We start from the raw sequence: 14734 nt of genomic DNA on the forward strand, positions 1-14734 counted from the left end.
CCCGAAGTTTAAGGTTGGCGCCTTCTGGTTGCCACGGCACACGAAACAGCGTTGGTTTCCACATATGGCGTAATGAATCCGCAACAAAGCGGTTAACAGAGCCTATGTGTATCAGGTCTGTTTCGTGTGCTGAATTGTTGACGCATTTATTTATTGGTATCGCATGAACCCCATCGTAATTAATCGGCTTCAACGGAAGCTGGGCTACACTTTTAATCATCAGGAACTGCTGCAGCAGGCATTAACTCACCGCAGCGCCAGCAGCAAACATAACGAGCGTTTAGAATTTTTAGGCGACTCAATCTTGAGCTACGTTATCGCCAATGCGCTGTATCACCGTTTCCCTCGTGTGGATGAAGGCGATATGAGCCGGATGCGTGCCACGCTGGTCCGTGGCAATACGCTGGCAGAACTGGCACGCGAATTTGAGTTAGGCGAGTGCTTGCGTTTAGGGCCGGGTGAACTTAAAAGCGGTGGATTTCGTCGCGAGTCAATTCTCGCCGACACCGTCGAAGCATTAATTGGCGGCGTATTCCTCGACAGTGATATTCAAACCGTCGAGAAGTTAATCCTTAACTGGTATCAAACCCGTCTGGACGAAATTAGCCCAGGCGATAAACAAAAAGATCCGAAAACGCGCTTGCAAGAATATTTGCAGGGTCGCCATCTGCCGCTGCCAACCTATCTGGTAGTTCAGGTCCGTGGCGAAGCGCACGATCAGGAATTTACAATCCACTGCCAGGTCAGCGGCCTGAGTGAACCGGTGGTTGGCACAGGTTCAAGCCGTCGTAAGGCTGAGCAGGCTGCCGCCGAACAGGCGTTGAAAAAACTGGAGCTGGAATGAGCATCGATAAAAGTTACTGCGGATTTATTGCCATCGTTGGACGTCCGAACGTTGGTAAATCCACGCTGCTGAACAAACTGTTGGGGCAGAAAATCTCCATCACTTCCCGCAAAGCGCAGACAACTCGTCACCGCATTGTGGGTATCCATACTGAAGGCGCGTATCAGGCGATCTACGTCGATACCCCGGGCCTGCATATGGAAGAGAAGCGTGCTATTAACCGCCTGATGAACAAAGCGGCGAGCAGCTCCATTGGCGATGTCGAGCTGGTGATTTTTGTCGTTGAAGGCACCCGTTGGACGCCGGACGATGAAATGGTGCTCAACAAGTTGCGTGACGGTAAAGCGCCGGTGATCCTCGCGGTGAACAAAGTGGATAACGTGCAGGAAAAAGCCGACCTGCTGCCGCATCTGCAGTTCCTGGCAAGTCAGATGAATTTCCTTGATATCGTGCCAATCTCCGCCGAAACCGGACTTAACGTTGACACTATCGCGTCAATCGTGCGCAAACACCTGCCGGAAGCGACGCATCACTTCCCGGAAGATTACATCACCGACCGTTCACAGCGGTTTATGGCCTCTGAAATCATCCGTGAAAAACTGATGCGTTTCCTCGGAGCAGAACTGCCGTACTCCGTGACCGTGGAGATCGAACGTTTTGTCACCAATGAACGTGGTGGCTACGACATCAACGGTTTGATTCTCGTTGAGCGCGAAGGGCAGAAGAAGATGGTCATCGGCAACAAAGGGGCCAAGATTAAAACCATCGGTATTGAAGCGCGTAAAGACATGCAAGAAATGTTCGAAGCGCCTGTCCACCTTGAGCTGTGGGTGAAAGTGAAATCTGGTTGGGCCGACGACGAACGCGCGTTGCGCAGTCTCGGTTACGTTGACGATCTTTAATTAGCATACTCTATGACTTTCGAGGTGCAGGAAGGCGGCAAGACCGTGAATCCCTGGGAGCTTACTAAAGTAAGTGACCAGGGTGAACGGGTGCAGCCAGGGCACCTGCAACTTGAAAGGCGACGAGTATAATGGAAGGCTGGCAGCGCGCATTCGTCCTGCATAGTCGTCCCTGGAGCGAAACCAGCCTGATGCTGGACGTCTTCACGGAGGAATCGGGTCGCGTGCGTCTGGTTGCTAAAGGCGCACGCTCTAAACGCTCAACTCTGAAAGGTGCATTACAGCCTTTCACCCCTCTCTTGCTACGCTTCGGTGGGCGCGGTGAAGTCAAAACGCTGCGCAGTGCTGAAGCTGTCTCATTGGCGCTACCATTAAGCGGTATCACGCTTTACAGCGGTCTGTACATCAACGAACTTCTCTCCCGCGTGCTGGAATACGAGACGCGCTTCTCGGAACTCTTTTTCGATTACTTGAACTGCATCCAGTCTCTGGCTGGAGCCACAGGCACACCGGAACCGGCCTTGCGCCGCTTTGAGCTGGCATTGCTCGGGCATCTGGGTTATGGCGTTAATTTTACCCATTGCGCAGGTAGCGGCGAACCGGTGGATGACACCATGACGTATCGTTATCGCGAAGAAAAAGGCTTTATCGCCAGTGTAGTTATCGACAACAAAACCTTCACCGGAAGGCAGTTGAAAGCGTTACACGCGCGGGAATTTCCTGATGCAGACACATTGCGTGCCGCGAAACGCTTTACCCGCATGGCGCTTAAGCCGTATCTTGGCGGTAAACCATTAAAGAGCAGGGAACTGTTCCGGCAGTTTATACCTAAGCGAACAGTGCAAACACATAATGACTGATGAGGATTGTCATGGCTGAATTACTGTTGGGCGTCAACATTGACCATATCGCAACACTGCGGAATGCACGTGGTACTGCCTACCCCGACCCGGTGCAGGCCGCGTTTATTGCCGAGCAGGCTGGCGCGGATGGCATTACCGTGCATTTGCGTGAAGATCGTCGCCACATTACTGACCGCGACGTGCGCATCCTGCGTCAGACGCTGGATACCCGCATGAATCTGGAGATGGCGGTGACTGAAGAGATGTTGGCGATTGCCGTTGAGACTAAGCCTCATTTTTGCTGCCTGGTACCAGAAAAGCGCCAGGAAGTGACAACCGAAGGTGGCCTGGACGTAGCCGGTCAGCGTGACAAAATGCGCGATGCCTGTAAACGTCTGGCGGATGCCGGGATTCAGGTTTCTCTTTTCATTGATGCCGACGAAGAGCAAATCAAAGCTGCAGCAGACGTAGGCGCCCCGTTTATCGAGATCCACACCGGTTGTTATGCCGATGCCAAAACTGAAGCTGAACAGGCGCAAGAGTTGGCACGCATTGCCAAAGCAGCAACCTTTGCTGCAAGTCTCGGTCTGAAAGTTAACGCCGGTCACGGTCTGACCTATCACAACGTGAAAGCCATTGCCGCCATCCCTGAGATGCATGAACTGAATATCGGTCATGCCATTATCGGACGAGCGGTGATGACCGGGCTGAAAGATGCGGTGGCAGAAATGAAGCGTCTGATGCTGGAAGCGCGTGGCTAATGGCAATATTAGGTTTAGGCACCGATATCGTGGAGATCGCTCGCATTGAAGCGGTGATCGCCCGATCTGGTGAGCGCCTGGCACGCCGCGTATTAAGCGATAACGAATGGGAAATCTGGAAAACGCACCAACAGCCAGTGCGTTTTCTGGCGAAGCGTTTTGCTGTGAAAGAAGCGGCAGCAAAAGCGTTTGGCACCGGGATCCGCAATGGTCTGGCGTTTAATCAGTTTGAAGTGTTTAACGATGAGCTCGGCAAGCCAAGACTACGGTTGTGGGGCGAGGCGTTAAAACTGGCAGAAAAGTTGGGCGTCGCGCATATGCATGTGACGCTGGCAGATGAGCGCCACTATGCTTGTGCCACGGTAATTATTGAAAGTTAAAAATAATACCGTTCTCTTTAAAAAATAAAACCCCCGAACTGGTAAGGAACGGGGGTTTTACTTTACAACTTTAATTTTGTGCAGCACGCACCCTCAATGAGAGCGATTATGGATCAGTGTGGTTATCTTTTACAAGCAACTTGCAATCTTTAGTATAAAAACTCGAGCCTTGACGAATAAATCGATATTGATGGCAAGATTAACGTGACCGCCAATTTGTAAGTACATTAAAATTAGCTTCGTTATTGGAAATTTTGCTGTGCTTTACACCATGCCACTGAATTCCCCCATTGAAACGAGTGGTGTCGTCAAAGCTCTGGTGTGGAGTGCAGCATGCACCCTCAATAACTCGCACGTTCAGCTTTGGGGAGATGTAAGGGCTAATCTGAGCGGCTGCATTCCTTGTTTAAGGAAAAACGAATGACTGATTGTCGATACCTGATTAAACGGGTCATTAAAGTCGTCATTGCTGTTTTACAGCTGATCCTTCTGTTCTTGTAACACCAGGAAACGTACTTAAGGCGCGTCAGGTTAACCAGCCAGGCGCGCCTTTAATAATTAGAAGTAAATGTCTGCGTAGATATTATAGAAATTCATTTAATGAATATATTTATTAATGACGTCATGGAAATAAATATAACACTTTCGGTTTTATTCGGGTAAATAAGCAATACCCTGCTCCTGAAGCAGGATATTAAATTTTATCCGCGTGATGCATCAGCACAAATTTATCCCACAACTGCTCTTCTGTCTCGACATGCGCCGGATCTTTCACAATGGTATTAGGGATCGGGCACACCTTCTGGCAGGTTGGCGTTTCGTAGTGACCTACGCATTCAGTACACTTATCGCTGTTAATCTCGTAAATATGATCACCCATCGAAATCGCCTCATTCGGGCATTCAGGTTCACACATATCACAATTGATGCATTTTTTAGTGATTAACAGCGCCATAAGGAAACTCTCAAAACAACACAAACCGGGCGGGCATTATACGCGCATTCTTTACTCAAACCAGTTTTTTCACCAGTGCCTCGCTGTGGCGAATGCGCTCAGGCGCCAGTTCGAGATCCTGCTGGATTAGCGCAATGAACAGCAAATCTGTAAGCATTCCCTGGGCGTGACAAGCGGAGATCGACGCACTATTCGTCGCCTGTTCTTCGGCAATAGTATACAGGCAATGGGATGCACGTTGTTGCAGAGCATTTGGCGTGAAACCGGTAATTGCCAGCACCTTTCCTCCCACACGTAGCATCTCATCCGCCGCGAGATTTAACTCACGTCGTACACCAGTGTAAGAGATAGCTAATAACAGGTCGTCCGGTGAAGATGCCTGTACAGTTGAGAGCAACGCATGCATATCGCGTTCTGCGGCAGCATTGAAACCAATCTTCATCAGTTTCCAGGCAAAGTTTTGCGCTACCAGACCCGAAGCGCCAATGCCAGTCAAAATAATCCGCCGCGCAGAACGCAACATCACCACGCATTCATGCAATTTCTCTTCACTGTTAACGTTCAGCGTCGCATACATGGCAGCCGTGTTTTCTTTTATGAGCTTTTCGCCCACCAGTCGCAACGGATCATCACCGCGAATTTGGTTATGAATGGGGACAGAAGGGGATTCCGGCTGGCTCGCCAGAGCTTCGCTTAACGCCAGTTTTAAGGCTGGAAAACCTTTATAGCCGAGTTTTTGTGCGAATTTCACTACGCTGGATTGACTGACTCCGGCTTCGTTGGCCAATTGCTGCGAACTTAAATGGCGCGCCGAATCAGGTTGTAGCAGGAGATAGTCCGCCAGTTTTTTATCACTCTGGGCAAGCTGCTGGTAACGCTGACGAATACGAAGTAAGCCGTTCATATCTTTCCTCGCGATGAAATAATGGCGACAACAGGCAATATGAGACACAAGCGAGTGAATATTATATTCCATAGTTTGTAAGATCTATGAATTAAAAATTCCATTCAGCATTATACGGTAGATTGTTGCCGGAAAAGTGATGATCTATCTGTTAGGCTATGTAGTAGCGATGATTAATCAGGATGTTTCAGTCCAGAGGAGTATGGTTTGGCAACTCACGAGCGTCGTGTGGTGTTTTTTGACTTAGATGGAACATTGCATCAACAGGATATGTTCGGTAGTTTTCTGCGCTACATACTGCGTCGCCAACCACTGAATACACTGCTTGTCCTGCCGCTATTACCGGTTATTGCCATGGCATTATTGATAAAAGGTCGTGCCGCGCGCTGGCCGATGAGTCTGCTATTGTGGGGATGTACTTTTGGTCACCGCGAAGCGCGTTTACAGGCGTTGCAAGCCGATTTTGTGCACTGGTTTCGCGACAATGTTACTGCTTTCCCGCTGGTGCAAGAGCGCCTGACTACCTATCTGCTAAGTTCCGATGCCGATATCTGGTTGATAACTGGTTCTCCGCAGCCATTGGTTGAGGCTGTCTATTTTGATACATCGTGGCTACCACGGGTTAATCTTATCGCCAGCCAAATCCAGCGAGGCTATGGCGGCTGGGTGTTGACCATGCGTTGTCTCGGGCATGAGAAGGTCGCGCAACTGGAGCGCAAAATCGGTACGCCACTGCGGTTGTACAGTGGTTACAGCGACAGTAATCAGGACAACCCGCTACTCTATTTTTGTCAGCACCGTTGGCGCGTAACTCCGCGCGGCGAACTCCAGCAACTGGAATAGAGTAAAGCATAGCGTACGTGTATAATGCGCCGCGCTTTTATAACCGGAGTTTTCTTTTTGTCTGAAGTCGAATTTAGTCACGAATACTGGATGCGTCATGCCATGACGCTGGCAAAGCGTGCCTGGGACGAGCGGGAAGTACCGGTCGGCGCAGTATTAGTGCATAACAACCGGGTAATCGGCGAAGGCTGGAATCGTCCGATTGGTCGGCATGATCCAACCGCGCACGCTGAAATCATGGCCCTGCGTCAGGGCGGTCTGGTGATGCAAAATTATCGCCTGATCGACGCAACATTATATGTCACGCTGGAGCCGTGTGTAATGTGCGCCGGAGCGATGATTCACAGCCGCATTGGTCGTGTTGTTTTTGGTGCACGAGATGCGAAAACGGGCGCTGCCGGATCATTAATGGATGTGTTGCACCATCCGGGGATGAATCACCGGGTGGAAATCACAGAAGGGATACTGGCGGAAGAGTGTGCAGCGCTACTCAGCGACTTCTTTCGCATGCGTCGTCAGGAAATTAAAGCGCAGAAAAAAGCACAATCTTCTGCGGATTAATTTTGTTTCTTTTCACTTCCCTTCCTGGAAAACAGCAGCGAAGGGGAGTGTGTCAGATAATTAGATGACGATTGTGAAAAAAACGAGAGAAAAGGAAATTTTCCTTTACTCAATTCTGTTGGTGACACCGCCGGATAATCCTGAGCCAACTGCATCGCCGCTTCTGTAGCCTGCTTTTCTTTCTCTTGCAGATACCCCACCAGACTAATCTGATACTTACGGATATTTTCGACATAGGCGTAAGCTTCATGTCCCCGCGCATAACCGTAAGTCAGCTTGCTGTAATAGGGTTTCTGGCTAAGTAAAGGCAGACGTTGTTTAACATCGGTCCAACTGTCAGGATTACCTTTGGTTTTTGCCGTCAGGGCGCGAGCATCCAGCATATGCGCATAACCCATATTGTAAGCGGCGAGCGCAAACCAAATCCGTTCATTTTCTGGCACGCTTTCCGGCACTTTACTCATCATATCCTGCAAATAACGCGCGCCGCCGCTGATGCTTTGTTCGGCATCGGTACGATCGGTAATGCCCAGGCTTTGCGCGGTATTTTTGGTCAACATCATCATTCCACGCACACCGGTCGGTGAGGTGGCTTGCGCGTCCCAATGTGATTCCTGATAAGCAATAGCCGCCAGCAAACGCCAGTCAATTTCCTCGGCGTATTTTTCAAACAAAGGTTTTAATTGTGGCAGAACCGCATCGACGGCGCGTAAAAATGTGCGCGTATCGACGTAATCAAAATCATCGCCATGCCCCAGGTATTTCTCTTCAATGCGTGCCAGCGTACCGTCCTCATTCATTTTGTTGAAGAAGTCGAGCAGAGCTGCGGAAAGGGTATTATCGTCATCTAACTGGCTAAACCAGGTCACGGGTTGTTCATCGGTGATATCGAGCGCCACGGCGAGTTCCGGGTGAACTCGCTGAAACAGGCTGATGGCGACAGAATCAGCAATGGTGTAATCCAGCTTACCTCCGATGACATCTTCCAGTAATTCTGCAGAGCCTTTTTTGTCGTCCACCTTCCAGCTTAAATCCGGGAACTTAGTTTCTTTCAGTCTTTGCAGATCGTTAACGACGACGTGTCCTGGTGCGATGGAGAGCTGTTCCGCCGTCAAATTGCCCAGCGTGCGTGGGCGATATTGACCCACTTTGTAAACCAGTTGTTGTGAAACGGAATAATAGGTTGGACCAGGCTGATAATTTTTTACCCGCTCACTGTTATAAACCAGACCGGCTGCCAGAAGGTCGGCGTCGCCGTTGTCGAGATCGTCAAACAACTGGCTGATATTCTGCCGTACGGTCACTTTCAGTTTCACGCCGAGGTAGTCGGCAAATTGTTTGGCCAACTCATAATCCAGCCCGGAAGATTTACCGTTAATCTCATTCCAGGTGAGGGGAGTATGAATGGTGCTCACGCGCAATTCTCCCCGCGCTTGAATGGCGGCGATACGGTTGTCGGCTTTACCAAACCACGGAATAGATGGCCAGAGAGCTACCGCGAGAAGCAGTGCCAGAATGCCAATGAACAGATAATTAATCTTTAATTTTTTCAATTAGTTAATTCTCTGTGTCGTTCGTGTCCTGGCTTGAAAAAACGATATGCTAAACAAAGGTATAATCATCAATGAGCGGCATTTTGCGTAAACCTGTGCCAGTTGGCAACTTATTACAGCCGTTGGCGGCACGCGTTGCTAATCCACGATGGTGATTTTATTTCCACGCAAACGGTTTCGTCAGCGCGTCAGATTCTTTATAATGACGCCCGTTTCCCCCCTTGGGTACACCGAAAGCTTAGAAGACGAGAGACTTATGATGGAAATTCTGCGTGGTTCGCCTGCACTGTCGGCATTCCGAATCAATAAACTGCTGGCGCGTTTTCAGGCTGCCAGGCTCCCGGTTCACAACATTTACGCCGAGTATGTCCATTTTGCTGACCTCAATGCGCCGTTAAACGAAGAAGCGTACGCGCAACTTGAACGCCTGCTGAAATATGGCCCGGCACTCGCCAGCCATGCCCCGGAAGGCAAATTACTGCTGGTGACCCCGCGTCCAGGTACCATCTCTCCCTGGTCTTCAAAAGCGACCGATATCGCTCATAACTGCGGGCTGCAACAGGTAAACCGCCTTGAGCGCGGCGTTGCTTACTATGTAGAAGCCGGTACGCTGAACAATGAACAATGGCAGCAGGTTACCGCTGAACTGCACGACCGCATGATGGAAACGGTCTTTTTCGCTTTAGATGATGCAGAGCAGCTGTTTGCCCATCATCAACCGACTCCGGTCACCAGCGTTGATTTACTGGGGCAGGGACGTCAGGCGCTGATCGACGCAAACCTGCGTCTCGGCCTGGCACTGGCGGACGATGAAATTGACTATCTGCAAGATGCTTTCACAAAGCTTGGTCGTAACCCGAACGACATCGAGCTTTATATGTTTGCCCAGGCGAACTCTGAGCACTGCCGTCATAAGATTTTTAACGCCGACTGGATTATCGATGGTAAACAACAGCCGAAATCGCTGTTTAAGATGATCAAAAACACCTTCGAAACCACGCCGGATCACGTTCTCTCTGCTTATAAAGATAACGCCGCAGTGATGGAGGGCTCTGAAGTGGGCCGCTATTTTGCCGACCACGAGACGGGCCGCTACGATTTCCATCAGGAACCGGCGCATATCCTGATGAAAGTGGAAACCCACAACCATCCGACAGCGATTTCTCCGTGGCCGGGGGCGGCGACCGGTTCTGGCGGTGAAATACGTGATGAGGGCGCCACCGGGCGCGGTGCGAAGCCGAAAGCCGGTCTGGTCGGTTTCTCCGTTTCTAACCTGCGTATTCCGGGCTTCGAACAGCCGTGGGAAGAAGATTTCGGTAAGCCGGAGCGCATTGTCACCGCGCTGGACATCATGACTGAAGGCCCATTAGGCGGCGCGGCATTTAACAACGAATTTGGTCGTCCGGCACTGAACGGCTACTTCCGTACCTATGAAGAAAAAGTAAACAGTCACAACGGCGAAGAGCTGCGCGGCTATCACAAACCGATCATGCTGGCGGGTGGGATCGGCAACATTCGTGCCGATCACGTACAAAAAGGCGAGATCAACGTTGGTGCGAAGCTGGTCGTTCTCGGCGGCCCGGCGATGAACATCGGTCTTGGCGGCGGTGCGGCGTCTTCCATGGCGTCTGGTCAGTCTGATGCGGATCTCGACTTTGCTTCCGTCCAGCGCGACAACCCGGAGATGGAACGTCGCTGCCAGGAAGTTATCGACCGTTGCTGGCAGTTGGGCGATGCCAACCCAATCCTGTTTATCCACGACGTTGGCGCAGGCGGTCTTTCTAACGCCATGCCGGAACTGGTGAGCGACGGCGGACGCGGCGGTAAATTTGAACTGCGCGATATCCTGAGCGACGAACCGGGCATGAGCCCGCTGGAAATCTGGTGTAACGAATCCCAGGAACGCTACGTGCTGGCGGTTGCTGCCGATCAGTTACCGCTGTTTGACGAACTGTGTAAGCGTGAACGCGCGCCATACGCGGTGATTGGTGAAGCGACCGAAGAACTGCATCTTTCTCTGCACGATCGCCATTTTGATAATCAGCCAATCGATCTGCCGCTGGACGTGCTGCTTGGCAAAACGCCGAAGATGACCCGCGACGTACAAACGCTGAAAGCGAAAGGCGACGCCCTGGCCCGTGAAGGGATCACCATTGCTGATGCGGTGAAACGCGTGCTGCATCTGCCGACCGTGGCGGAGAAAACTTTCCTGGTGACCATTGGCGACCGTACCGTAACCGGTATGGTGGCGCGCGATCAGATGGTGGGTCCGTGGCAGGTGCCGGTCGCTAACTGCGCGGTCACTACCGCCAGCCTCGACAGCTACTACGGTGAAGCGATGGCGATTGGCGAACGTGCGCCGGTTGCGCTGCTGGATTTCGCCGCTTCTGCCCGTCTGGCGGTCGGTGAAGCGTTAACTAACATCGCCGCTACGCAGATTGGCGATATCAAACGCATTAAACTTTCCGCCAACTGGATGGCGGCAGCAGGTCATCCTGGTGAAGATGCTGGCCTGTATGAAGCCGTTAAAGCCGTGGGCGAAGAGCTTTGTCCGGCGCTGGGCCTGACTATCCCGGTGGGTAAAGACTCCATGTCGATGAAAACCCGCTGGCAGGAAGGTAGCGAAGAGCGCGAAATGACGTCGCCGCTGTCGCTGGTAATTTCTGCATTTGCCCGCGTAGAAGATGTACGTCACACCATTACGCCGCAGCTTTCTAACGAAGATAACGCACTGCTGCTCATTGATCTGGGCCTTGGCAATAACGCGCTGGGCGCAACGGCGCTGGCGCAGGTTTACCGTCAGCTTGGCGACAAACCCGCTGATGTGCGCGACGTCGCGCAACTGAAAGGTTTCTATGACGCGATTCAGGCACTGGTTGCGCAGCGTAAGCTGCTCGCGTACCACGACCGCTCTGACGGTGGCCTGCTGGTGACGCTGGCGGAAATGGCGTTTGCCGGTCATTGCGGCATTGAAGCGGATATCGCCTCTCTGGGCGACGATCGCCTGGCTGCGTTGTTTAACGAAGAACTGGGGGCGGTGATTCAGGTGCGCGCCGCTGACCGTGAAGCGGTCGAAGCCGTACTGGCACAGCATGGCCTTGCTGATTGCGTTCATTATGTCGGTCAGGCGGTATCTGGTGACCGTTTTGTGATTACCGCTAACGGACAGGCTGTATTCAGCGAAAGCCGTACTACGCTGCGTGTCTGGTGGGCAGAAACCACCTGGCAGATGCAGCGCCTGCGTGACAACCCGGAGTGCGCCGATCAGGAACATCAGGCGAAATCCAACGACGCCGATCCGGGTCTGAATGTGAAACTGTCGTTCGATATCAACGAAGATGTAGCAGCACCGTTTATTGCCACTGGCGCGCGCCCCAGAGTTGCCGTGCTGCGTGAGCAGGGCGTGAACTCGCATGTTGAGATGGCGGCAGCTTTCCATCGTGCAGGCTTCGATGCTATCGACGTGCATATGAGCGACCTGCTGGCTGGACGAACTGGTCTGGAGGATTTCCACGCCCTGGTAGCGTGTGGCGGTTTCTCCTACGGTGACGTGCTGGGCGCAGGTGAAGGCTGGGCGAAGTCTATTCTGTTCAACAACCGTGTACGCGATGAGTTTGCAACTTTCTTCCATCGTCCGCAAACGCTGGCGCTGGGGGTATGTAACGGATGCCAGATGATGTCCAACCTGCGCGAACTGATCCCTGGTAGTGACCTGTGGCCACGTTTTGTGCGTAACACATCCGATCGCTTTGAAGCGCGTTTCAGCCTGGTTGAAGTGACCCAAAGCCCGTCGTTGCTGCTGCAGGGGATGGTTGGTTCGCAGATGCCGATAGCCGTTTCTCACGGTGAAGGGCGCGTTGAAGTGCGCGATGCGGCGCATCTGGCGGCACTGGAAAGCAAAGGGCTGGTGGCGCTGCGCTATGTCGATAACTTCGGCAAAGTCACTGAAACCTACCCGGCCAACCCGAATGGTTCCCCGAACGGTATCACTGCGGTCACTACCGAAAGCGGTCGTGTCACCATTATGATGCCGCACCCGGAACGTGTTTTCCGGACTGTCAGCAACTCCTGGCATCCGGAAAACTGGGGGGAAGATGGTCCGTGGATGCGCATTTTCCGCAATGCACGTAAGCAGTTGGGGTAAGGCTGCGAGTATTTTTCGCAACGCATTGATTTTGTTGGCCGGATAAGGCGTTAACGCCGCATCCGGCATTAAACGTCAACCACTATTATCAGCTCCCAAATCCGGGAGCTTTTTTTGTGTCTGTAAATCACGACAACGGGTGGTTTGCCGTGTCGCTTATAGGTGACATTTAACTTGTTGATTTAATTTAAAACTAATACTTTTATCTTTAATTGTCTCTTATGAGCGACACAGTGGCTGATTTATAGACAAATCGTCAAGCAGCCATAAATCCATCAAACCAACGTAGAATCAGTACGTTATCAAACTATTTTATTTATTGGCACAGTTACTGCATAATAGTAACCAGTGGCTCATTCACCTACTTATGTCAGCCCCTTCGGGACGTGCTACATAAAATTCGAATGACGCACAACAAGGTGCCTGCCGTCCAACTTCTGATATCAGCGTAGCTATATCAACCATCGGGCGAAACGTCGAGTTAGGCACCGCCTTATTCCACAACAAAGCCGGGTAATTCCCGGCTTTGTTGTATCTGAACTCCCCCTCGGTTAGCATCAGGCTATTCGCGTCTGACGAGAGTAACACCTTGAAACGCTGGCCCGTTTTTCCCCGTTCATTACGACAATTAGTCATGCTGGCATTCTTGCTGATTCTGCTGCCTCTGCTGGTACTGGCATGGCAAGCCTGGCAAAGCCTTAATGCACTTAGCGATCAGGCGGCGCTGGTCAATCGCACAACGCTTATTGACGCCCGGCGCAGTGAGGCAATGACTAATGCGGCGCTGGAGATGGAGCGTAGCTACCGTCAGTATTGCGTGCTGGATGATCCCACCCTGGCAAAGGTCTATCAAAGCCAGCGTAAACGTTACAGCGAAATGCTCGATGCCCACGCAGGCGTGCTGCCAGACGATAAACTCTACCAGGCATTACGTCAGGACTTGAACAATCTGGCCCAACTCCAGTGTAACAACAGTGGGCCGGATGCGGCGGCTGCCGCGCGTCTGGAAGCCTTTGCCAATGCCAATGCCGAAATGGTACAGGCCACGCGCACCGTGGTGTTCTCACGCGGGCAGCAACTTCAGCGAGAGATAGCCGAACGCGGACAGTATTTCGGCTGGCAGTCACTGGTGTTGTTCCTGGTGAGTCTGGTAATGGTGCTGCTTTTCACCCGAATGATTATCGGCCCGGTGAAAAATATCGAACGGATGATCAACCGTCTGGGGGAAGGGCGTTCTCTGGGGAATAGCATCTCGTTCAGCGGCCCGAGTGAGTTACGTTCGGTCGGGCAGCGTATTCTCTGGTTAAGCGAACGCCTGTCATGGCTTGAATCCCAACGCCATCAGTTTTTAAGACATTTATCTCATGAATTAAAAACGCCGTTGGCGAGTATGCGTGAGGGTACTGAATTATTGGCTGACCAGGTCGTCGGGACGCTCACGCCGGAACAAAAAGAGGTGGTGAGCATTCTTGATAGCAGCAGCCGCAATTTGCAAAAGCTGATCGAACAACTGCTTGATTACAACCGCAAACAGGCGGACAGTGCGGTGGAACTGGAGAATGTTGAGTTAGCACCGCTGGTGGAGACAGTAGTTTCTGCTCATAGCCTGCCCGCACGGGCTAAAATGATGCATACCGACGTTGATCTCAAAGCAACAGCTTGCCTGGCGGAGCCAATGCTGCTGATGAGCGTACTGGATAATCTTTACTCCAATGCGGTGCACTACGGGGCTGAATCCGGTAACATTTGCCTTCGCAGCAGTTTACATGGTGCGCGGGTTTATATTGATGTCATCAATACAGGCACGCCCATTCCGCAAGAGGAACGCGCCATGATCTTCGAACCCTTTTTTCAGGGAAGCCACCAGCGAAAAGGGGCGGTGAAGGGCAGCGGTCTGGGATTAAGCATTGCCAGGGATTGTATTCGCCGTATGCAAGGGGAACTGTATCTGGTCGACGAGAGCGGGCAAGATGTTTGTTTCCGCATTGAATTACCGTCGTCGAAAAACACGAAATAATGCTAACAGCCTATCCCATCAGGCTATT

The 14734-nt window shown here is 51.8% G+C and carries 13 protein-coding genes; 10 read left to right on the forward strand and 3 right to left on the reverse strand.

Annotated features, from left to right (window positions below; all coding sequences use genetic code 11):
* The first annotated feature begins 163 nt into the window (after nt 1-163).
* The 6 genes from rnc (at nt 164) to shoB (ending at nt 4230) form a co-directional block, all read left to right on the forward strand.
* Nucleotides 164-844: a ribonuclease III gene (gene rnc / locus A9180_RS03300; protein WP_001068343.1), complete on the forward strand. Its 681-nt coding sequence runs from the start codon at nt 164-166 to the stop codon at nt 842-844.
* Nucleotides 841-1746 (forward strand): GTPase Era, encoded by a 906-nt coding sequence (gene era, locus A9180_RS03305; protein ID WP_064526148.1) that lies wholly within the window; start codon nt 841-843, stop codon nt 1744-1746. Before rnc ends, era begins: the two co-directional genes overlap by 4 nt.
* A gap of 131 nt (nt 1747-1877) precedes the next feature.
* On the forward strand, nt 1878-2606 hold the full coding sequence (gene recO / locus A9180_RS03310; protein WP_064526150.1) for a DNA repair protein RecO: 729 nt from the start codon (nt 1878-1880) through the stop codon (nt 2604-2606).
* An 11-nt stretch (nt 2607-2617) separates the two neighbouring features.
* The gene (gene pdxJ, locus A9180_RS03315; RefSeq protein ID WP_064526152.1) at nt 2618-3349 is read left to right on the forward strand and encodes a pyridoxine 5'-phosphate synthase; all 732 of its coding nucleotides are present in this window, start codon (nt 2618-2620) and stop codon (nt 3347-3349) included.
* Nucleotides 3349-3729 (forward strand): holo-ACP synthase, encoded by a 381-nt coding sequence (acpS, locus tag A9180_RS03320; protein ID WP_064526159.1) that lies wholly within the window; start codon nt 3349-3351, stop codon nt 3727-3729. Before pdxJ ends, acpS begins: the two co-directional genes overlap by 1 nt.
* Before the next feature lie 420 nt (nt 3730-4149).
* A complete protein-coding gene (gene shoB / locus A9180_RS03335) occupies nt 4150-4230 on the forward strand; it encodes a type I toxin-antitoxin system toxin ShoB (protein ID WP_000128779.1) in 81 nt (26 codons plus the stop codon).
* 193 nt (nt 4231-4423) lie between these two features.
* On the opposite strand, the gene yfhL is transcribed toward shoB, so the two are convergent.
* Entirely contained in the window at nt 4424-4684 is a 261-nt protein-coding gene (gene yfhL, locus A9180_RS03340; RefSeq protein WP_001196283.1) for a 4Fe-4S dicluster ferredoxin YfhL, read from the reverse strand.
* A gap of 55 nt (nt 4685-4739) precedes the next feature.
* A complete protein-coding gene (locus A9180_RS03345; protein ID WP_064526160.1) occupies nt 4740-5588 on the reverse strand; it encodes a MurR/RpiR family transcriptional regulator in 849 nt (282 codons plus the stop codon).
* 207 nt (nt 5589-5795) lie between these two features.
* Here A9180_RS03345 and yfhb point away from each other — a divergent pair, with 207 nt between their 5' ends.
* Both yfhb and tadA read left to right on the forward strand, forming a co-directional pair.
* Entirely contained in the window at nt 5796-6431 is a 636-nt protein-coding gene (gene yfhb, locus A9180_RS03350) for a phosphatidylglycerophosphatase C (RefSeq protein WP_064526162.1), read from the forward strand.
* Nucleotides 6432-6488: 57 nt separating this feature from the next.
* Entirely contained in the window at nt 6489-6992 is a 504-nt protein-coding gene (tadA, locus tag A9180_RS03355; RefSeq protein WP_064526984.1) for a tRNA adenosine(34) deaminase TadA, read from the forward strand.
* On the opposite strand, the gene mltF is transcribed toward tadA, so the two are convergent.
* Nucleotides 6989-8545 carry a membrane-bound lytic murein transglycosylase MltF gene (mltF, locus tag A9180_RS03360; protein WP_064526164.1) on the reverse strand — a complete coding sequence of 519 codons (1557 nt, stop codon included), beginning with the start codon at nt 8543-8545 and terminating at the stop codon, nt 6989-6991. The genes tadA and mltF overlap by 4 nt on opposite strands.
* Before the next feature lie 256 nt (nt 8546-8801).
* Here mltF and purL point away from each other — a divergent pair, with 256 nt between their 5' ends.
* Nucleotides 8802-12689 (forward strand): phosphoribosylformylglycinamidine synthase, encoded by a 3888-nt coding sequence (purL, locus tag A9180_RS03365; protein WP_064526165.1) that lies wholly within the window; start codon nt 8802-8804, stop codon nt 12687-12689.
* Nucleotides 12690-13278: 589 nt separating this feature from the next.
* On the forward strand, nt 13279-14706 hold the full coding sequence (qseE, locus tag A9180_RS03370; protein WP_064526167.1) for a two component system sensor histidine kinase QseE/GlrK: 1428 nt from the start codon (nt 13279-13281) through the stop codon (nt 14704-14706).
* Nucleotides 14707-14734 lie beyond the last annotated feature (28 nt).

Origin of the sequence: Escherichia sp. B1147 (genome assembly GCF_001660175.1) — a bacterium.
Lineage (GTDB): Bacteria > Pseudomonadota > Gammaproteobacteria > Enterobacterales > Enterobacteriaceae > Escherichia > Escherichia whittamii.

Bases quoted from the DNA above. Each gene is read 5' to 3' on its own strand.
- rnc (WP_001068343.1), top strand. From the start codon at position 164: ATGAACCCCATCGTAATTAATCGGCTTCAACGGAAGCTGGGCTACACT.
- era (WP_064526148.1), top strand. From the start codon at position 841: ATGAGCATCGATAAAAGTTACTGCGGATTTATTGCCATCGTTGGACGT.
- recO (WP_064526150.1), top strand. From the start codon at position 1,878: ATGGAAGGCTGGCAGCGCGCATTCGTCCTGCATAGTCGTCCCTGGAGC.
- pdxJ (WP_064526152.1), top strand. From the start codon at position 2,618: ATGGCTGAATTACTGTTGGGCGTCAACATTGACCATATCGCAACACTG.
- acpS (WP_064526159.1), top strand. From the start codon at position 3,349: ATGGCAATATTAGGTTTAGGCACCGATATCGTGGAGATCGCTCGCATT.
- shoB (WP_000128779.1), top strand. From the start codon at position 4,150: ATGACTGATTGTCGATACCTGATTAAACGGGTCATTAAAGTCGTCATT.
- yfhL (WP_001196283.1), bottom strand. From the start codon at position 4,684: ATGGCGCTGTTAATCACTAAAAAATGCATCAATTGTGATATGTGTGAA.
- A9180_RS03345 (WP_064526160.1), bottom strand. From the start codon at position 5,588: ATGAACGGCTTACTTCGTATTCGTCAGCGTTACCAGCAGCTTGCCCAG.
- purL (WP_064526165.1), top strand. From the start codon at position 8,802: ATGATGGAAATTCTGCGTGGTTCGCCTGCACTGTCGGCATTCCGAATC.